This is a genomic window from Mitsuaria sp. PDC51 (assembly GCF_900113225.1).
Classification (GTDB): Bacteria; Pseudomonadota; Gammaproteobacteria; order Burkholderiales; family Burkholderiaceae_C; genus Roseateles.
In genome coordinates this window covers 13,397-32,863 of the sequence record NZ_FOZE01000002.1, presented here as the reverse complement: position 1 = coordinate 32,863, position 19,467 = coordinate 13,397, and the positions used below count along the sequence as shown (strand labels likewise).

Genomic DNA, 19,467 nt, shown 5'->3' with positions numbered 1-19,467 from the left:
GAGAGAGAGGCCAGGCCATGAGCGAGAACACCACCACCGCGACGGCTTCGCAGACGCTGCTCGGCGCGATCGACAGCCCCGCGGACCTGCGGCGCCTGTCGCGCAGCCAGTTGCCGCAACTGGCGGACGAGGTCCGCGCGCACATCCTGAACAGCGTGTCCAAGACCGGCGGCCACCTGTCGTCGAACCTCGGCACCGTCGAGATGACGATCGCGCTGCATTACGTCTACGACACGCCGCGCGACCGGCTGGTGTGGGACGTGGGTCACCAGACCTATCCGCACAAGATCCTCACCGGCCGCCGTGACGCGATGGCCACGCTGCGCCAGCAAGGCGGCATTTCCGGTTTCCCGCGCCGCGACGAGAGCGAGTACGACACCTTCGGCACGGCGCACTCGAGCACCTCGATCTCGGCCGCGCACGGCATGGCGATGGGCGCCAAGCTCAAGGGTGAATCGCGCCGCGTGGTCGCGATCATCGGCGACGGCGCGATGACCGCCGGCATGGCCTTCGAGGCGCTGAACAACGCCGGCGTCGCCCATGGCGGCCTGCTGGGCGACGTGCTGGTGATCCTGAACGACAACGACATGTCGATCAGCCCTCCGGTGGGCGCGCTCAACAAGTACTTCACCCGGCTGATGAGCGGCAAGTTCTACGCCGCCGCGCGCGAAGGCGCGAAGTCGGTGCTCAAGCACACGCCGCTGTATGAATTCGCGCGCCGCTTCGAGGAGCACACCAAGGGCATGTTCGTGCCCGGCACGATCTTCGAGGAATTCGGCTTCAACTACGTCGGCCCGATCGACGGCCACGACCTGGACGCGCTGATCCCCACGCTGGAGAACCTGCGCGACAAGAAGGGCCCGCAATTCCTGCACCTGGTCACGCGCAAGGGCCAGGGCTACAAGCTGGCCGAGGCCGACCCGGTCAAGTACCACGGCCCCACGCCCTTCAACCCGGCCGAAGGCATCAAGCCGTCCACCACGCCGGCGAAGAAGACCTTCACCCAGGTCTTCGGCGACTGGCTCTGCGACATGGCCGAGGCCGATCCGACGCTGGTCGGCATCACGCCGGCGATGCGCGAGGGCTCGGGCATGGTCGAGTTCCACAAGCGCTTCCCGACGCGCTACTACGACGTCGGCATCGCCGAGCAGCACGCGATCACCTTCGCCGGTGGCCTGGCCTGTGAGGGCCTGCGGCCGGTGGTGGCGATCTACTCGACCTTCCTGCAGCGCGGCTACGACCAACTGGTCCACGACGTGGCGCTGCAGAACCTGCCGGTGCTGTTCGCGCTCGACCGCGCTGGCCTGGTCGGCGCCGACGGCGCGACGCATGCCGGCAACTACGACATCGCCTTCACGCGCTGCATTCCGAACATGAGCGTGATCACGCCGTCGGATGAGAACGAGTGCCGCCAGGCCTTGTACACCGGTCACCTGCACGACGGCCCGGTGACGGTCCGCTACCCGCGCGGTGCCGGCATCGGCGCCGAGATCAAGAAGGACATGGTCGCCTTGCCCTGGGGCAAGGGCGAGATGCGTCGTCAGTCGTCGCTGCCGCAGACCGCCGGCCGCGCCGCGCCGCGCGTGGCGATCCTGGCTTTCGGCACGCTGCTGCACCCGGCGCTGAAGGCGGCCGAGGCGCTGGACGCGAGCGTCGCCAACATGCGCTTCGTGAAGCCGCTGGACGTCCAGCTCGTCAAGGAACTGGCCCGCACGCACGATGCCCTGGTGACCGTCGAGGACGGTTGCGTCATGGGCGGTGCCGGCAGCGCGGTGCTGGAAGCGCTGCAGGCGGAAGGCCTGGCGGTGCCGGTGCTGCAGCTGGGCCTGCCCGACGAGTACGTGGAGCACGGCGAGCCCGGCAAGCTGATGGCCCAGTGCGGCCTCGACGCGGCGGGCATCGAGCAGGCGATCCGCGCGCGTTTCCTGTCGGTGCCGGCCGCCGCGCCGGTGCTGCGGTCCGTCGCCAATCAGTGATCCGCCGCTGAGGCCGCCCGGTCCTTCGAGTGGACCGGCTGACCATGTCGAACCCATCCCCCTGAACGGCGCTGGCCTCGCGGTCAGCGCCGTTGTCGTTTGGCGCCGTCCGCGGCCTGCGCGGCGATGGCGGGCGCGAGGGCGCGCTTCACCGCGTCGATGAAATCCTGCGCCAGCGCGTGGCCGGGACGGTGCAGCGCCCACAGGGCCTGGATGCGGAAGGGCACCGACACCGACAGCGGTCGGATATGCAGTCCCGGTCCGGCGCAGGCGCGCGCCGTCAACGGATTCACGAGCGCGATCCCCAGGTTCTCCTGGACCAGCGCGCAGACGGCGATCGCGCTGTGCGTCTCCAGTTGCAGCCGGCGCTGGACGCCGGCGGCCGCGAAGATCGCGTCGAACTGGCGGCGATAGGGATCCTCCGACGACAGGCTGACGAAGCGCTCGCCGTCGAAGTCCCGCGGCGTCAGCACGGCGCGTTCGAGCAGGCGATGGCCCGCCGGCAGCACGCAGACCTCGTCGAGTTCCGCCAGCGTCTCGCTGCGCGTGCCGGGCACGGTCGCTGAGACCTCGCTCAGGCCGATGTCGAAGCGCTGCGCCGCCATCCATTCCTCGAGCAGCGGGGACTCCTGCGGCGTCAGCGTCAAGCCGGCCTGCGGATGGCGACCCGCCCAGTCGGCGCTCGCGGCGGGCAGCAGCGCATGCGCCAGCGCCGGGAGCGTCAGCACCTGCAGCCGTTCGTCCTCGGCCCGTCCCAGCGCCTGCGCGCGCGCCACCACCTGGTCCAGGCCCTGATAGGCGCGCTGGACTTCGTCGAACAGCGCCATCGCTCGCGCGGTGGGCCGCAGTCGGCCGGGCGCGCGGTGGAAGAGGACGTAACCCAGCAGCGACTCCATGCGCGCCAGGTCGCGGCTCACCGTGGGTTGGGAGGTGAAGAGCAGTTGCGCCGCGCCCGTGACGCTGCCGGCGGTCATGACGGCGCGGAAGACTTCGATATGGCGATGCGTGATCGGGAGCGGCATCGGCCCAGCATATCAGTCCATATCAGCAATGAATCCACCAAGGAAAACAAAGCATTTGATTGAATGATCCGAGGCGACGATGCTTGCGGCAACCTGAATACATCCCCCAAAGGAACGTCGAGATGCCGCAAGTCCTCACCCCCGCCCGCGAACAACAGCTGCGCGCGCTCGCCGCCCGCCATGGCACGCCGCTTTGGGTGTACGACGCGGCGGTCATCCGTGAGCGCATCGCCGCGCTGAAGGGCTTCGACACCGTCCGCTTCGCGCAGAAGGCCTGTTCCAACACCCACATCCTGCGGTTGATGCGGGAGCAGGGCGTGAAGGTGGATTCGGTGTCGCGCGGCGAGGTGCTGCGCGCGCTGGCCGCCGGCTACACCGTGGGCACCGGCGCGGACGCGGTCCACTCCGACATCGTGTTCACCGCCGACCTGCTCGACCGCGAGACGCTCGCGACCGTCGTGGCGCATCGCGTCCCGGTCAATGCCGGTTCGATCGACATGCTGGAGCAGCTTGGCGAAGCCTCGCCCGGTCACCCGGTGTGGCTTCGCCTGAATCCGGGCTTCGGCCATGGCCACAGCAACAAGACCAACACCGGCGGCGAGCACAGCAAGCACGGCATCTGGCATGAGCAGCTAGGCGACGCACTGGCCGTCATCGCGCGGCGCGGGCTCACGCTGATCGGGCTGCACATGCACATCGGCTCCGGTGTGGACTACGCGCATCTGGGCCGCGTGTGCGGCGCCATGGTCGAGCTGGTGCGGGTCGTCCAGGGCGCCGGCCAGGACCTGCAGGCGATCTCCGCCGGAGGCGGGCTTTCCATCCCCTATCAGGCGGGTGGCGAGCCGATCGATACCGCCCATTACTTCAGCCTCTGGGATGCCGCCCGCAAGGAAGCCGAAAGCGTCATCGGCCATCGCCTGGCGCTCGAACTGGAACCGGGCCGCTACCTGGTCGCCGAATCGGGGGTGCTGCTCGCCGAAGTGCGCGCCGTGAAGGCCCAGGGCCGCCAGCACTTCCTGCTGGTGGATGCCGGCTTCAATGAACTGATGCGCCCGGCGATGTACGGCAGCTACCACGCGATGAGCCTGCTTGCCGCGGATGGCCAGGAGCGGCCGGTGCGACCGACGGTCGTCGCCGGACCGCTGTGCGAGTCGGGTGACGTCTTCACCCAGGCCGAGGGCGGGGTGGTGCTGGCGCGGGAATTGCCGCAAGCGCAGGTCGGCGACCTGCTGGTCATCCACGACACCGGCGCGTACGGCGCGTCGATGTCCAGCAACTACAACAGCCGGCCGCTGATCGCCGAGGTGCTGGTGGACGGCGACTCCGACCGCCTGATCCGCCGCCGCCAGACGGTGGAGGAACTGCTGGCGCTCGAGGCGCTGTAAGCCAATCGGTCGACAGGATCGGCAGACGCGGCCACTGCCGCGTGACTGCCGTGTGACGCTTTTGCTATCGCATAAAGCTGTTTTGATAGTTTGGCTCAATAGGGATTGGCAATAGGCTGCATTGGGGAATTCAACCCCGTCGATAGCAGCAGCCCCCTATCATTCCGTCCATCCCATCAACCCTGACTCGAGAGACCAAGCAATGTCCCTGATCAACACCCAAGTCCAACCCTTCAAGGCCCAAGCGTTCCACAACGGCAAGTTCATCGAGGTCACGGAAGAGTCGCTCAAGGGCAAGTGGTCCGTGCTGATCTTCATGCCGGCCGCCTTCACCTTCAACTGCCCGACCGAAGTCGAAGACGCCGCCGACAACTATGGCGAGTTCCAGAAGCTGGGCGCCGAGGTCTACATCGTCACCACCGACACGCACTTCTCGCACAAGGTGTGGCACGAGACCTCGCCGGCCGTCGGCAAGGCCAAGTTCCCGCTGGTCGGCGACCCGACCCACGCGCTGACCAACGCCTTCGGCGTGCACATCCCGGAAGAAGGCCTGGCGCTGCGCGGCACCTTCGTGATCAACCCGGAAGGCGTGATCAAGACCCTGGAAGTGCATGACAACGCCATCGCCCGCGACGTCAAGGAGACCCTGCGCAAGCTCAAGGCTGCCCAGTACGTCGCCAAGAACCCGGGCCAGGTCTGCCCGGCCAAGTGGAACGAAGGCGACAAGACCATCGCCCCGTCGCTGGACCTGGTCGGCAAGATCTGAGGATCTCGCCCACAGGGGTGAAGCGTCCTTCCAAGGAAGGACCTTCCCCCGACCGGTGACCCGGATGAGGACTTTCCTCTCCCCCTCACTGCAGAAGCGTCGCTCGTGGACCCCGTCGGTCCGCGGGACGGCGTTCGGCCGCCCCTTCAACCTGCAAGGGGGGCCAGTTCTCGAAGTCGCTTGAAGCAATTTGAAAGGAAGCAACGATGTTGGACGACAACCTGAAGGCGCAGCTCAAGGCCTACCTGGAGCGGGTGACGCTGCCGTTCGAGATCGAAGCCTCCTTGAGCGACTTCGCGAGCTCCGCCGAGCTGAAGCAACTGCTTCAGGACATCGCCGCGATGTCCGACAAGATCACGCTGCGCCTGGACGGCAACGATGCGCGCAAGCCCTCGTTCAGCCTCAAGCGCACGGGCACCGAGCAGAGCCTGCGTTTCGCCGGCATCCCGCTGGGCCATGAGTTCACCTCGCTGGTGCTGGCGCTGCTGTGGACCGGCGGCCATCCGCCCAAGGTCGAGCAGTCCGTGATCGACCAGATCCAGGGCCTGGACGGCGACTACGCCTTCGAGGTCTACATGTCCCTGACCTGCCACAACTGCCCGGACGTCGTGCAGGCGCTGTCGCTGATGTCGGTGCTGAATCCGCGCATCAAGACGGTGATCGTCGACGGCGCGCTGTTCCAGGACGAGGTCAATGCCCGCGAGATCATGGCTGTCCCGACGGTCTACCTGAACGGCCAGGAGTTCGGCTCGGGCCGCATGACGGTCGAGGAGATCGCCGCGAAGCTGGACACCGGTGCGGCGGCCAAGGACGCCGCCAAGCTGTCGGCCAAGGACCCGTACGACGTGCTGATCGTCGGCGGCGGCCCCGCTGGCGCCGCGGCGGCGGTGTATGCCGCCCGCAAGGGCATCCGTACCGGTATCGCGGCCGAGCGCTTCGGCGGCCAGGTCAACGACACGCTGGCGATCGAAAACTACATCTCCGTGCTGTCGACCGACGGCCCGAAGTTCTCGATGGCGCTGGAGTCGCACGTCAAGGATTACGGCGTCGACGTGATGAACCTGCAGCGCGCCGACAAGCTGGTGCCGGCGACGACGCCGGGCGGCCTGGTCGAGGTGCAGCTGGCCAATGGCGGGTCGCTCAAGAGCAGGACGGTCATCATTTCCACGGGCGCCCGCTGGCGCAATGTCAACGTGCCCGGCGAGCAGGAATACAAGAACAAGGGCGTGGCCTACTGCCCGCACTGTGACGGTCCGCTGTTCAAGGGCAAGCGGGTGGCGGTGATCGGCGGCGGCAACTCCGGCGTCGAGGCGGCGATCGACCTGGCCGGCATCGTGTCCCACGTGACGCTGCTGGAATTCGGCGACGCGCTGCGCGCCGATGCGGTGCTGGTCAAGAAGCTGGAAAGCCTGCCCAACGTGGTGATCCTGACGCAGGCGCAGACGACCGAGTTCACCGGCACGGCCGGCAAGCTCGACGGCCTGAACTACACCGATCGCGCCACCGGCGAAGCCCGGCGCATCGAACTGGAAGGCGTGTTCGTGCAGATCGGCCTGGTGCCCAACACCGAATGGCTGCGCGGCACGGTGGAGCTGTCCAAGCACGGCGAGATCATCGTCGACGCCAAGGGCCAGACCTCGGTGCCGGGCGTGTTCGCGGCGGGTGATGCGACGACGGTGCCGTACAAGCAGATCATCATCGCCGCCGGCGACGGCGCGAAGGCCGCGCTCAGCGCGTTCGACCATCTGATCCGCAACTGACGAGAGAGCCGCTGTCTCTCTGCTGACGCCCCTGACGGGGCGTCAGTCGTTTGGGGGTGAGCCAGCCAGTAACCGTGGCCTAGCGCCGACTCCGCCACAGACTCTCCGCGCTGTAGACCGCGAGCGCCGACCAGATCAACGCGAAGCCCGCCAGCCGCGCGCCCGCGAGCGGCTCGTGATAGAGCCACACGCCCAGCAGGAACTGGATCGTCGGCGACAGGTATTGCACCAGTCCGAGGGTCGTCAGCGTGATGCGCCGCGCGCCGGCGGCGAACAGCAGCAGCGGGATGGCGGTGAGCGGTCCGGCCAGCAGCAGCCAGGCCGCCTGGCCGGCATCGCCGCTGGCAAAGGCGCTGCTGCCCTGCACCGTCCAGTAGATCAGCGCCCCGGCGGCGAAGGGCGACAGGATCAGCGTCTCCAGCGTCAGCCCCTCCAGCGCGCCCAGCTGCGCCGTCTTGCGCATCAGCCCGTAGAAACCGAAGCTCAGCGCGAGCACCAGCGCAATCCACGGCAGCCGCCCTGCGGTCACCGTCAGCCAGACCACGCCGGCCGCGGCCAGGCCGATCGCCAGCCATTGCACCGGCCGCAGCCGCTCGCGCAGGAACACGAATCCCAACATCACGTTGACCAGCGGGTTGATGAAGTAGCCCAGGCTGGCCTCGACCACATGGCCGTGCTGCACCGCCCACACGTACACCAGCCAGTTGCTCGACAGCAGCAGCGCCGACAGCGCGCAGGTCGCGAGCAGCCGCGGCGATCGCAGCACCGGTCGCAGCCATGCCCAGCGCCGCAGGCCGGCCAGCACCAGCGCCACGAACACCAGCGACCAGACCGTCCGATGCGCGATGACCTCGAGCGCGTTCACCTCGCTCAGGCGCTTGAAGTACAGCGGGAACAGGCCCCAGGCGATGTAGGCGAGCGCGGCGTAGAGCATGCCGGTGCGGGCATGGGCGCGGTCGGTGGCGGTCGAGGTGTCGTTGGTCATGGCGGGCTGGCCGGGAGGGCCCGCGATTCTGCCCAAGCCGACCGGCCCGCGTTGTCGAAGGGACGAGCGCCCGTTCGTCGTCCCTGGTCGCCCCTCTTTTCTTGCGACCCGCTTCGTCGCAGGATCGCCGACCATGGCCCACGTCGAATTCACCGCCCAACTGCACCGCTACGTCGATACGCCGAAGCTGGACTGCGACGCCCGCACACTGGGCGAGGCGCTGGCCCGGGCCTTCGACCGGAATCCCCGCCTGCGCGGCTACATCCTGGACGACCAGGGCCATCTGCGCACCCATGTGGCCGTCTTCATCGATGGCCACCGCGCCCAGGACCGCCTCGGGCTGACGGACGCGCTGACCGCGCAGTCCAAGGTCTATGTGCTGCAGGCCCTGTCCGGGGGATAGCCCCAGGGGCCGCGGATGCGGCGCTGTCGAGAACCGCGCCGCTCGAACGTCGTCACGGGTGACGCCAGCCATTGCAAGGAGACACCGATGATCACCACCGCCTGGGCCGCCACGCGTAAGGGCCTGTTCGAACTTCGGCACGACCCCGCCTTGGGCGGTTGGTCGATCGGGCGCCACAGCTTCGTGGGGGATCCCGTCAGCATGGTGTTGCCCCCGCCGGTCGGGGGAGGACGCATGTTCGCGGCGCTGAACCTCGGCCATTTCGGCTGCAAGCTGCAGGCGTCGGACGACGGCGGCGCCACCTGGCGGGAACTGGCCGCGCCGGCCTTTCCCGAGCAGCCCGAGGGCGCCGAGGGGCCGGCCTGGAAGCTGCAGCAGATCTGGGCGCTGGAGCGCGGCGGCGACGGCCGGCTTTGGGCCGGCACGATCCCGGGCGCGCTGTTCGTCAGCGACGACCAGGGCGAAACCTGGCGACTGATCGACGCGCTCTGGCACATGCCCGAGCGGCTGGGCTGGTTCGGCGGCGGCTACGACGCACCGGGCATCCATTCGATCAACGTCGATCCGCGCGATCCCAGGCGGCTGCTGCTGGGCATCTCCTGCGGCGGCGCCTGGCGCAGCGAGGACGGCGGCGCGACCTGGCGCATCAGCGCCAAGGGCATGCGCGCCGACTTCATGCCGCCGGAGCAGCAGGGCGAGGAGAACACGCAGGATCCGCATCGCATCGTCGCCAGCGCGGCGGACCCGGACGTGCTCTGGTGCCAGCACCACAACGGGGTGTGGCGCTCGGTGGACGGGGGCGCGCATTGGGGGGAGATCAAGCCGCCGCTGTCCGGCTTCGGCTTCGCGGTCGCCGCCCACGCGGGCGATGCCGACACTGCGTGGTTCGTGCCCGGCGTGAAGGATGAGAAGCGGTTGCCGGTGGACGGCGCGCTGGTGGTCAATCGCACGCGCGATGGCGGAAAGACTTTCGAGACGCTGCGGCAAGGCTTGCCGCAATCGCATTGCTACGACCTGATCTACCGCCACGGGCTGGCCGCGCATGACGACGGCCAGCGGCTGCTGATGGGCAGCACGACCGGCAACCTCTGGGCGACCGAGGACGCCGGCGACCGCTGGCAGCTGGTGTCGGCGCACCTGCCGCCGATCTACGCGGTGCGCTTCGGCTGAGCGGGGAGTCGGCGCCCCACGCCTGGGCGCCCCTCAGAGGAACGGTGCCCACTCCGGGCCGGGCTCGGCTTCCAGTTGAAGCGTCTCGCCGCTGACCGGGTGCGTCAGCGCCAGGCGCTGCGCATGCAGCCACAGCCGCTGCAGGCCGAAGTGGGCCGCCAGCGCGCGATTCAGCGGCCCCTTGCCGTGGTTGGCATCGCCGACGATCGGATGCGCGAGGTGCTTCAGGTGGCGCCGGATCTGGTGGCGCCGGCCCTGGACCGGCTCGCAGGCCATCAGCGCCAGGCGCGTGGTGGGGAAGCGGGCGTCGGTGGCGACCGGCAGCTCGAGGCGGCGCTCGCAGGACCAGGCGGTCTGCGCTTCCAGGTGCGGCTGGCCTGCGGACGGCAATTCCGGATCGCGCGCGAGCGGGTGGTCGACGACGCCGGCGTCGCCGGTCGGCCAGCCGCGCACCAGCGCGAGGTAGCGCTTGCTCGTGAGGCGTTCCGTGAGCGCCTGGCCCAGCGCGCTGGCCACCGCGGCGCTGAGCGCGAAGACGAGCACGCCCGAGGTGCCTCGATCGAGCCGGTGCGCCGGCCACACCGGTCGGCCGAGCTGGTCGCGCAGGCGCTGCAGCGCGGCGTCCTCCTCGTGCGCGTCGATCGCGGTGCGATGCACCAGCAGCCCGGCGGGTTTGTCGATCACCGCGAGGTGGTCGTCCAGATGGAGGAGCCGCAGCGGCGCGGTGGGCGGCGAGGGGAGGGGGGAATCAGGGGATGTCATGGCTGAAGGGGACGGCACGCGCACGCATGGAGCCGTTTTTGCCCGCTGTTCCCCGTTTCGGGGGAGCGGCTGGCAACAGGCGGCTTGGCCAAAATCCTGTCACGCCGCCTGCCCATCATCGCAGCAGGCATTTCGCGTCGCCGGCCCCGTCGGCGCGCTTCCATCCGGTCAGCAGCAGCCAGCAGGAGTCCACCATGCCCCAGGAGTTTCACGTCGGTCACCGTTCCCTCCTGGACCGGTTGCTGCTGGCGCTGGGCGGCGTGGTGCGTCGCGCGCCGGCGGTCCGGGTCGTCAGTCGATCTGCCCGTCCAGGTAGAGCCAGGCGCCGTGCACCCGCACGAAACGGCTGATCTCGTGCATCCGGTGCGCGCGGCCGCCGACCTTGCTGCGCGCGACGAACTCCACCGTCTCGTGGTCCGCGTCCTGGCGGCTGTGCCGCCGCACTTCCAGGCCCAGCCACTTCAGGTCGCGCTCGCCGCGCTCCAGGGTCTCGGGCCGCGTGTCCGGGTGCCAGGTCGCCAGCAGGTACTCGATCAGGTCGAGCGTGTAGGCGGTGTAACGCGAGCGCATCAGCGCCTGCGCATCCGGCGCGGTGAGCGCGCCGGTCTCGGCGAAGGTGCGGTGCAGCGCGCCGCAGCAGGCGTCGTAGCCGCGGCCGCTGCCGCAGGGGCACGGGGTAGCGGCGATCCCGCCGCTGGCCGCCTTGATCGCCGCGCTGTTGGCCGCGCTGGTGGCCGCGCTGGTGGCCGCGGTCTTGGTCTTTTCGGGCTTCATGGGGGCGGCATCATGCCAGCCTCCGGGCCGGACCGGTCTCCTGTCACCGGCCGGTGCGGCCCGGAACTTACAATGGCTGGATGAATTCCCAGGATTTCGGCGACGGCCGGCCGACCCCGCCGCAAGACGACCTGTTCACGCCGCGCGTGCCGCGCGGGCTGCTGGACAACCTCAACCCCGAACAGTACGCCGCGGTGACGCTGGGCCAGGAGCCCGCGCTGATCCTGGCGGGCGCCGGCTCGGGCAAGACCCGCGTGCTGACCACGCGCATCGCCTGGCTGATGAGCCAGGGCTACACCACGCCCGCTGGCGTGATGGCGGTGACCTTCACCAACAAGGCCGCCAAGGAGATGGTCACCCGCCTGTCCGCGATGCTGCCGGTGAACGTGCGCGGCATGTGGATCGGCACCTTCCACGGCCTGTGCAACCGCTTCCTGCGCGCGCACTGGAAGCTGGCCGGCCTGCCGCAGGGCTTCCAGATCCTGGACGCGGGCGACACCGTCTCCGCCATCAAGCGCGTGATCAAGGCGATGAACCTGGACGAGGAGCGCTTCGTTCCGAAGCAGGTGTCGTGGTTCATCGCCGGCGCCAAGGAAGACGGCCTGCGGCCCAAGGACATCGACCTGCGCGACGAGCAGACCCGCAAGCTGGTGGACATCTACCAGGCCTACCAGGACCAGTGCACCCGCGAAGGCGTGGTCGACTTCGCCGAGCTGATGCTGCGCTCCTACGAGCTGATGCGCGACAACCAGGCGGTGCGCGAGCATTACCAGCGCCGCTTCCAGTACGTCCTGGTCGACGAGTTCCAGGACACCAACAAGCTGCAGTACGCCTGGCTGAAGATGTTCGCGCCGCCGGGGCGCGGGCAGGGCGTGTTCGCCGTCGGCGACGACGACCAGAGCATCTACGCCTTCCGCGGCGCGCGGGTCGGCAACATGGCCGACTTCGAGCGCGAGTACCGCGTGCGCCAGGTCGTCAAGCTGGAGCAGAACTACCGCAGCTTCGGCAACATCCTGGACGCCGCGAATGCGCTGATCAGCAACAACAGCCGGCGCCTGGGCAAGAACCTGCGCACCGAGGCCGGCCCCGGCGAGCCGGTGCGCGTCCACGAGGCCAGCAGCGACTTCGCCGAGGCCCAGTGGCTGCTCGAGGAGGCGCAGGCGCTGCACCGCCAGGGCCTGCCGCGCAGCGAGATCGCGGTGCTCTACCGCAGCAACGCGCAGTCGCGGGTGATCGAGTCGGCGCTGTTCAACGCGGGCATCCCGTACCGCGTCTATGGCGGCCTGCGCTTCTTCGAGCGCGCCGAGGTCAAGCACGCGCTGGCCTACCTGCGCCTGCTCGAGAACCCGAACGACGACACCAGCTTCCTGCGCGTCGTCAACTTCCCGGCGCGCGGCATCGGCGCGCGCACCATCGAGCAGCTGCAGGACGCCGCGCGGCCGAGCGGGCGCTCGCTGGTGCAGAGCGTGGGCGCCGTCGGCGGCCGCGGCGGCGCGAGCCTGGGCAACTTCGTCGCGCTGATCGACGCGCTGCGCGAGGCCACCACCGGGCTGACGCTGCGCGAGATCATCGAGCACGTCATCGAGCATTCCGGCCTGGCCGAGTTCTATCGCGCCGAGAAGGAAGGCGAGGAGCGGCTGGAGAACCTGGGCGAACTGGTCAACGCCGCCGAGGCCTTCGTGACGCAGGAGGGCTTCGGCAAGGACGCGGTGGCGCTGCCGGTGGACGAGCATTCCCCGGGCGCCATCGCCGACGGGCTGCCGGCCGCCGTGGCGCCGGCCGCGCCGGCCACGCCCGACGCCGAGACTGGCGAGATCATCTCGCCGCTGGCGGCCTTCCTGACGCATGCCTCGCTGGAGGCGGGCGACAACCAGGCCCAGGCCGGGCAGGACGCGATCCAGCTGATGACGGTCCACTCGGCCAAGGGCCTGGAGTTCGACGCGGTGTTCATCACCGGCCTGGAGGAGGGTCTGTTCCCGCATGAGAACTCGCTGTCCGACGCGGATGGTCTCGAGGAAGAGCGCCGGCTGATGTACGTGGCCATCACCCGCGCGCGGCAGCGGCTGTACATCAGCTTCTGCCAGACGCGCATGCTGCACGGCCAGACCCGCTACAACATCAAGAGCCGCTTCATGGAGGAGCTGCCCGAGGAAACGCTGAAGTGGCTGACGCCCCGCAACCAGGGCTTCGGTTCGGGCTTCGCGCGGGACTATCAGCAGGCCTGGCAGCGCGGCTCAGGACTGAAATCCATGGTGGGCGCGGGCCGCGTCGATCCGGGCGGTTTCCCCCAGGCGCCGGTGCCCAGCGCGATGAAGCAGTCCGCCGCCGAGAAGACCGGCGACGAGCACGGCGGCCTGCGCGTGGGCAAGGGCGTGTTCCACACCAAGTTCGGCGAGGGCGTGCTGCTGACGCTCGAGGGCAGCGGGCCCGACGCGCGGGCGCAGGTCAACTTCGGCCGCCATGGCACGAAGTGGCTGGCGCTCAGCGTGGCCAAGCTGACGCCGATCGATTGAACGGGGGCGTCCGGCGGCCGGCATGCCCTGCGGGATGCCGTGCTGTCCGGATGAGCGCAGAATGCGCGGGGCATCAAAGATTCCAGCAAACAGGAATCACGATTGCCGGGAGGGAGATCCGATGACTGTGTTTTTGATTCTGGAATCTCCATGCGTACTGTCGTACCGATCGATCCCCCGGACGATCCGATGATTGAAGACGCGGTCGCGCTCGGCAATGCCGTGCGCGCCGCGCGGACCACGGCACGCCTGCCGCTGGTCGAGGCCGCCGAGGCGCTGGGCATGTCGCGCCAGACGCTGATCAACATCGAGACCGGCCAGGGCGGCGTGAGTCTGTCCACCGTGCTCAAGGCCGCCAGAGCGCTGGGCGTGAGCCTCTTCGCCGTGCCCTCGCAGCAGCGGGAAGTCGTGCGGCGCGCGATCCGCACCGCGCGCGACTCGAAGTTCTCCGACCTTGACGAGGGAGCATGACCGCGACGGCTGCTGGCCCTCACCCCTTCCCTCTCCCGCAAGCGGGAGAGGGAGTCGGCATGCGGCGGGCTGGGCTGGAGGTCTGGCTCGACGAGCATGAGATCGGGTGGCTGCGCCCGGTCGGAACGGACGAGCCGGGCTCGCCGCAGGGCTTGTCCTTCGCCTACCTGGCGCGCTGGACCGCCGAGGTCCTGGCGTATCCGCTGGCGCCGTCGCTGCCCTTGCCGGCGCGCGGCGGGCCGGGCAGCGAGTCGCAGGACGACGCCGTGCTGCGCTGCTTCGACCGCCTGCTGCCGGACGGGGCGCTCCGGCGCGCCACCTTCACGGCGCTCGGCCTGGCGGCGGACGACCGGGTCGGCGCGCTGCGGCGGCTCGGGCACGACCTGGCGGGCGCGGTCCGATTGGTCGACACGCAGCGCGAGCGCAGCGCCGGTCCATCGCAGCGGCTCATCGCGCGCGAGGAGCTGTCCGAACGCCTGCGCCACCCGGACGCGTCGCCGCTGGCCGCGTGGGACGGGCAGGTGCGCGGCGCGCTGCCGGGGTGCCGCGACAAGCTCGGGGTGTACGTCGAGCCGGATGGCGGCTGGTACCTCGTCGATGGGCCGCAGATGGCGTCGACGCATGTGCTCAAGCCGGCGCCGCCTGACGAGCCCGATCGGCCGTTCAACGAATATTTCTGCATGCGCCTGGCCGCGCGCGCGGGCCTGGACGTTGCCGCCGTGCAGCTGCACCGCGTGCCGGAGCCGCTCCTGCTGGTCGAGCGCTTCGACCGCCAGCGGCTGGACGACGGCCGGGTGCGGCGGCTGCACGCGATCGACGCCCGGCAGGCGCTGGACCAGCCGGCGGTGTCCTTGCCGGCGCTGTTCTCGCTGCTGCGGCACAGCCCGACGCCGCTGGTCGACAGCCGCTCGCTGCTGCGCTGGGTCGTGTTCCGTCAGCTCATCGGCAGCGGCCCGGCCTCGCTGGACAACGTGTGCTTCCTCGTCGACCACGGCGGGCTGCGCCTGGCGCCGGCGCACGGGCTCACCGGCGGGGCGCCGGACGCCCAGGCCTTCGGCGCCGACGAGTGGGCCGCGCTCGCCCGCGACGCCGACATCGCCCCCCGCGCGCTCGCGCTGGAGCTCAAGCGAATGAGCGAGGCCCTGCGCGTGCATGCGCAGGGCCTCGCGGAAGAGATGACGCGGGAGTTCGCCGGGGAACCGGCCGGGGATCTGTCGCGATCGGCGATCGACAGCGTCCTGGCCGTGGTGCAAGCGCAGGGCGACCGCCAGGCCGCCCTCGCGCCGGACATCGCGCGCTAGCTCAGATGCCGATCTCGCCGCCGTCCTTGCGGGTGATCACGACCGTCGCGGAGCGGGGGCGCTTCTTCACCGTGGCGTCGGCCTGGTTGGCCGGCCAGTAGCTGCCGAAGGTCTTGGCCGCCCAGTCCGGCGTCGTTTCCTCGCCCGGATGCTGCACGTTGAAGAACAGCGTCTTGTGGTCCGGCGTCATCGCGATGCCGGTGATCTCGCACTCCTTCGGGCCGACCAGGAAGCGGCGCAGCGTGTCGGCCGAGGCCTTGGCGCCGGCGCGGGTCTGCGTGCCGCCCGCGGCCGTGGCCACGCCGCCGTCGCCGACCTTGCCCGGCAGCGCCGCCAGCATCATGCAGTTGGTCACGTCGGTGTAGGCGCCGTCGTCGGTCTGGATCCACAGCATGCCGCGCTTGTCGAAGTACAGGCCGTCGGGGCTGGAGAAGTCGTTGACATCGGTGAGCGAGGACAGGTTGATGTCCGCCGCCGCATCGGCCTGCGCGCCGAACAGGTAGACGTCCCAGGTCATCTTGGTCACGTCGGCCGCGTCTTCCTTCCAGCGGATGATGTGGCCGTTCGGGTTGCCCTTCTGCGAGCTGGCGCCCTTCAGGTCCTCGTAGTAGCGCGGGTTCGCGGCGTCCGGCTTGAGCTGGCTGCCAGTCGGCGTCGCGGTGTTGGCCACGCGGTTGCTGTTGTTGGTCAGGGTCATGTAGACCTCGCCGTTGGTCGGATGCACCGCGCCCCATTCCGGCCGGTCCATCTTCGTGGCGCCGACGACGTCGCCCGCCAGGCGCGCGTTGATCAGCACGTCGCCCTGGTCGGCGAAGGCGTAGGTCGCGTTGGTCCCGTCCAGGCCGTTCTTGCCGAAGCTCAGTTCCACCCAGCTGCCGGTGCCGTCGGCATTGAACTTGGCGACGTACAGCGTGCCTTCGTCCAGGTACTTGGCGCCGGCGGCCATGCCCTTGCCGATGTCGGCCGCGTCCCAGTTGGCCTTGGAGACGAACTTGTAGATGTACTCGTTGCGCGAGTCGTCGCCCATGTAGATCACGATCGGCTTGCCGGCGACGGCTTCCGCCGGCCAGGCGCCTTCATGGTTGAAGCGGCCCAGCGCGGTGCGCTTGGCCGGCGTCGAGTCCGGCGCGAACGGGTCGATCTCCACCACCCAGCCGAAGGTGTTGATCGTGTTGCGGTAGTCGGCCGCGGCGGAGGCGCCGGTCACCGACGAGTTCCAGCGCGCAAACAGGTCGGCCGTGCCCGCGGTGTCCCACAGGTAGGGGCTCTTGCGGTTTTGCGGCAGGCCGTAGCGGTTGAGGCTGGACACCTCCTTGGCGCCGCCCGCCCGCAGCGCGTCATCGCCGGCGGCCCGGCTGATCACGTTGAGGTAGTTCTCCTCGCAGGTCAGGTAGGTCCCCCACGGCGTGTAGCCATTGGCGCAGTTGTTGTTGGTGCCGCGGGTCTGCACGCCGGTCGGGCTGAACAGCGTCTGCAGCAGCAGGTGGCCCTTGGCCGGGCCGGTGATGTCCATCGTCGTGGCCGAGGTCACGCGGCGGTTGTAGCGCGAGCCGCGCACCATCGTCGTGTTGGCGCCGTCGCGCTTGACCTCGACGACGCTGACGCCGTGCGCGTAGATCTCCTTCTCGACCTCGGTGGCGTTGCGCGTGGCGCCCGCGGCGCGGCCGGCGGGGTGCAGGCCGTAGGGCGCGACGACGTACTCGTGGTTCACCGCCAGCAGGCCGCGGTCCGAGCGTTTGGCGTCGAAGGCGCCGGCGTCGCTCATGCCGAACCAGTACATGCCGTCGTGGCCGTCACCGATGCGGCGGTTGTAGGAGTCGGCGGCCTCGGAGCCGTCGTCCTTCCAGGACTCGTCGCCGAAGTGCATCGGATCGCCCAGCGCGTGCAGGATGCTGACGTTGTAGCCCTCGGGCACCGTCACCAGGTCGTTCTTGTTCTTGGCGACCGCGGTGAAGCCGATCTTCAGCGCGGCCGGAGCGGGTGCCGGGGCGGGCGCAGGAGCCGGGGTGCTGTCATCGTCGCTGCCGCAGGCGCTCAGGAGCGAGCCGCCGAGCAGCGCCGCCGCGGTGGTGCTGATGCCACCCTTCAGGGCGACGCGGCGCGACAGGCGCGCGGCGAGGATGTCCTCGAAATGGGGATTGGCGGACGGGTTGAGGACGGCATCCTCGTCGTACTCGTTGACGTCGGACTGGCTGGCCACGAGGTCGTGCTGCTTGCTCATTCTTGAAGGCTCCGCTGCAAATGAAAAGGCGGGCGGATTCTGCGAAGAGCAAGTGACGATGCTGTGAAATCGTCGTGAGGACGCTGTCCGGGGGAACGCGCGGGCGCAGGGCGCCCGGCGGGGGGTCAGCCGGGCGTGCCCGGGGTACCGGGAGACTCCGGCAGGTCGCGGGGCGCGCCGAACATGAAGCAGTCGATGAACACGAAATACATGGAGCAGAACTGGGCCGTGGCCAGCGCCATCACCAGCGGCACCGCCAGCACCTGCGCCAGGCCGGGCTGTCCCAGCAGCACGGCGAACAGGGTCAGCACGATCAGGCCGGCGAAGCTCAGCCCGATCCAGGCCACGCCGAACAGCGCATAGGCGCCCTTGTTGCGCCACAGGCCCAGCACCGACGAGAACAGCGACTGCATGACGCCCTGGCCGCCCCAGTGGATCAGCGCCGGGGCCAGGGTGAAGGGCACCAGCACCGCCATCAGCAGGACCATGCGCAGCAGCCCGCCGAAGAAGAGCATCGGATTGGCGGCCATGGCGGCCTCGATCGCGGCGTCGCTCTGGCCGCTCTGGCGCATCTCGAGCAGCGTCAGCAGCGCGCCGCCGTCCACCAGCAGCGACAGCGCGCCGGCGGCCATCAGGGACAGCGCGCAGGCCAGGCCCAGCAGCAGCTGGGCGCGCCGCCGCTCGGGCGTGAGCCGCAGCGGCTGCAGGAACACCGAGGCAGTGGGCGTCTGCGCCTGCAGCACCTGGTGGGCGGCCAGCATGAAGCCCAGCGACATCAGCGGCAGCGAGCCCGCCGACAGCACCTGCCCGATCAGCGGCACGAAGTTGATGGCGATGTTGAACAGCGCGAACAGGCCGAACAGGCCGATCAGCGCGATCGGCTTGCGCTGCAGCACCTTCAGTCCATGGCGCACCCACAGCAGGCCGTTGCGCGGCGGGACCGATTGGAGGTGCAGGATCATGGGAGGGACTCCAGCGCATGCCACGGCTTGGCGATGCGCTCGCGCAGGACGCGCTCGAAATGGGTGGGATCGTGGGGCTTGAGCAGGCTGGCCTCGCGGGGCAAATGGAAGTCCCACAGGCGGGAGATCCAGAAGCGCAGCGCGGCGGCGCGCAGCAGGCCCGGCAGCAGGCGGTGCTCGGCGCCGCTCAGCGGGCGCACCGACTCGTAGGCCTTGACGAAGGCGGTGGCGCGCTGCTCGTCCAGGCGGCCGCTGTCCAGGTCGATGCACCAGTCGTTCAGGCAGACGCACAGGTCGAACAGGAAGATGTCGACGCCGGCGAAGTAGAAGTCGAAGAAGCCGCTGAGCATCTCCCGGCCGGGCAGGCCGTCGAACATGACGTTGTCGCGGAACAGGTCGGCATGGATGGGGCCGCGCGGCAGCGCCGCGGCGCTGGGCGCGAGCTGTTCCTGGAAGGCGAGCTCGGCCTTGAGCAGCGCGGCCTGGTCCGGCGCCAGGTGCGGCAGCACCAGCGGCACGGTCTCGCGCCACCAGGGCAGGCCGCGCAGGTTGTCCTGGTGCAGCGGGAAATCCTGGCCGGCCAGGTGCATCCGGGCCAGGCCGGCGCCGACCTGCTCGCAGTGGAACTGGTCCGGCGCGAGCTGGTGGCCGCCGCGCAGCTTGTCCACGACCGCGGCCGGCTTGCCGGCGATCGTGTGCAGGATGCGGTCCTGCGCGTCGGGCTGCGGCGCGGGCACCGGCACCCCCTTGCGCGCCAGGTGCCGCATCAGCTCCAGGTAGAAGGGCAACTGCTCGAAGCTCAGGCGCTCGAAGATCGTCAGCACGTACTCGTGCGACTCGCCACCGCGGACGGTGGTGACGAAGTAGTTGGTGTTCTCGATGCCGGCGGTGATGCCCTTGAGCGCCTGCAGCTCGCCCAGGGCCAGGGTGTCCAGCAGCGCTTGCGCCTGCTCGGTCGAGACGTCGGTGAATACGGCCATGAAGGGGGAAAGGGAA

General features: G+C 69.7%; 16 protein-coding genes. 9 read left to right on the top strand and 7 right to left on the bottom strand.

Features of this window, described 5'->3' with window-relative positions; translation table 11 throughout:
- Positions 1-17 precede the first annotated feature (17 nt).
- Positions 18-1,976 (top strand): 1-deoxy-D-xylulose-5-phosphate synthase, encoded by a 1,959-nt coding sequence (gene dxs / locus BM393_RS11540; protein WP_091725438.1) that lies wholly within the window; start codon positions 18-20, stop codon positions 1,974-1,976.
- Between the two features lie 83 nt (positions 1,977-2,059).
- On the opposite strand, the gene BM393_RS11535 is transcribed toward dxs, so the two are convergent.
- Entirely contained in the window at positions 2,060-2,998 is a 939-nt protein-coding gene (locus BM393_RS11535; protein WP_091725435.1) for a LysR family transcriptional regulator, read from the bottom strand.
- 122 nt (positions 2,999-3,120) lie between these two features.
- Here BM393_RS11535 and lysA point away from each other — a divergent pair, with 122 nt between their 5' ends.
- The 3 genes from lysA to ahpF all read left to right on the top strand — a co-directional run bounded on the left by lysA (position 3,121) and on the right by ahpF (position 6,909).
- A complete protein-coding gene (gene lysA / locus BM393_RS11530) occupies positions 3,121-4,383 on the top strand; it encodes a diaminopimelate decarboxylase (protein WP_091725433.1) in 1,263 nt (420 codons plus the stop codon).
- A 202-nt stretch (positions 4,384-4,585) separates the two neighbouring features.
- Positions 4,586-5,149, top strand: coding sequence for an alkyl hydroperoxide reductase subunit C (ahpC, locus tag BM393_RS11525; RefSeq protein ID WP_091725431.1), 564 nt, complete (start codon positions 4,586-4,588; stop codon positions 5,147-5,149).
- Positions 5,150-5,355: 206 nt separating this feature from the next.
- Positions 5,356-6,909, top strand: a complete 1,554-nt coding sequence (ahpF, locus tag BM393_RS11520) for an alkyl hydroperoxide reductase subunit F (protein WP_091725428.1) — start codon at positions 5,356-5,358, stop codon at positions 6,907-6,909.
- Positions 6,910-6,988: 79 nt separating this feature from the next.
- On the opposite strand, the gene rarD is transcribed toward ahpF, so the two are convergent.
- Entirely contained in the window at positions 6,989-7,894 is a 906-nt protein-coding gene (rarD, locus tag BM393_RS11515; RefSeq protein ID WP_091725426.1) for an EamA family transporter RarD, read from the bottom strand.
- Between the two features lie 133 nt (positions 7,895-8,027).
- Between rarD and BM393_RS11510 the strand changes: the two genes are divergently transcribed.
- Positions 8,028-8,297: a MoaD/ThiS family protein gene (locus BM393_RS11510; protein WP_091725423.1), complete on the top strand. Its 270-nt coding sequence runs from the start codon at positions 8,028-8,030 to the stop codon at positions 8,295-8,297.
- An 87-nt stretch (positions 8,298-8,384) separates the two neighbouring features.
- Positions 8,385-9,467: a sialidase family protein gene (locus BM393_RS11505; RefSeq protein WP_091725420.1), complete on the top strand. Its 1,083-nt coding sequence runs from the start codon at positions 8,385-8,387 to the stop codon at positions 9,465-9,467.
- A gap of 33 nt (positions 9,468-9,500) precedes the next feature.
- On the opposite strand, the gene BM393_RS11500 is transcribed toward BM393_RS11505, so the two are convergent.
- Both BM393_RS11500 and BM393_RS11495 read right to left on the bottom strand, forming a co-directional pair.
- On the bottom strand, positions 9,501-10,229 hold the full coding sequence (locus BM393_RS11500; protein ID WP_091725417.1) for a pseudouridine synthase: 729 nt from the start codon (positions 10,227-10,229) through the stop codon (positions 9,501-9,503).
- Positions 10,230-10,520: 291 nt separating this feature from the next.
- Complete coding sequence (locus tag BM393_RS11495) at positions 10,521-11,003, bottom strand: YchJ family protein (protein WP_091725415.1); 483 nt, start codon at positions 11,001-11,003, stop codon at positions 10,521-10,523.
- A gap of 80 nt (positions 11,004-11,083) precedes the next feature.
- On the opposite strand from BM393_RS11495, the gene BM393_RS11490 reads away from it, so the two are divergent.
- The 3 genes from BM393_RS11490 (at position 11,084) to BM393_RS11480 (ending at position 15,288) form a co-directional block, all read left to right on the top strand.
- Positions 11,084-13,516, top strand: a complete 2,433-nt coding sequence (locus tag BM393_RS11490) for a UvrD-helicase domain-containing protein (RefSeq protein WP_091725413.1) — start codon at positions 11,084-11,086, stop codon at positions 13,514-13,516.
- 150 nt (positions 13,517-13,666) lie between these two features.
- On the top strand, positions 13,667-13,987 hold the full coding sequence (locus BM393_RS11485; RefSeq protein WP_091725410.1) for a helix-turn-helix domain-containing protein: 321 nt from the start codon (positions 13,667-13,669) through the stop codon (positions 13,985-13,987).
- 59 nt (positions 13,988-14,046) lie between these two features.
- Positions 14,047-15,288, top strand: coding sequence for a HipA domain-containing protein (locus tag BM393_RS11480; protein ID WP_175538309.1), 1,242 nt, complete (start codon positions 14,047-14,049; stop codon positions 15,286-15,288).
- A gap of 1 nt (position 15,289) precedes the next feature.
- Here BM393_RS11480 and BM393_RS11475 read toward each other — a convergent pair whose 3' ends face one another.
- The 3 genes from BM393_RS11475 to BM393_RS11465 form a co-directional block, all read right to left on the bottom strand.
- A complete protein-coding gene (locus tag BM393_RS11475; protein ID WP_091725404.1) occupies positions 15,290-17,509 on the bottom strand; it encodes a PhoX family phosphatase in 2,220 nt (739 codons plus the stop codon).
- A 125-nt stretch (positions 17,510-17,634) separates the two neighbouring features.
- Positions 17,635-18,471: a BPSS1780 family membrane protein gene (locus BM393_RS11470; RefSeq protein WP_091725401.1), complete on the bottom strand. Its 837-nt coding sequence runs from the start codon at positions 18,469-18,471 to the stop codon at positions 17,635-17,637.
- Positions 18,468-19,451 carry a homoserine kinase gene (locus tag BM393_RS11465; protein ID WP_091725398.1) on the bottom strand — a complete coding sequence of 328 codons (984 nt, stop codon included), beginning with the start codon at positions 19,449-19,451 and terminating at the stop codon, positions 18,468-18,470. The genes BM393_RS11470 and BM393_RS11465 overlap by 4 nt, the downstream gene beginning before the upstream one ends.
- Positions 19,452-19,467 lie beyond the last annotated feature (16 nt).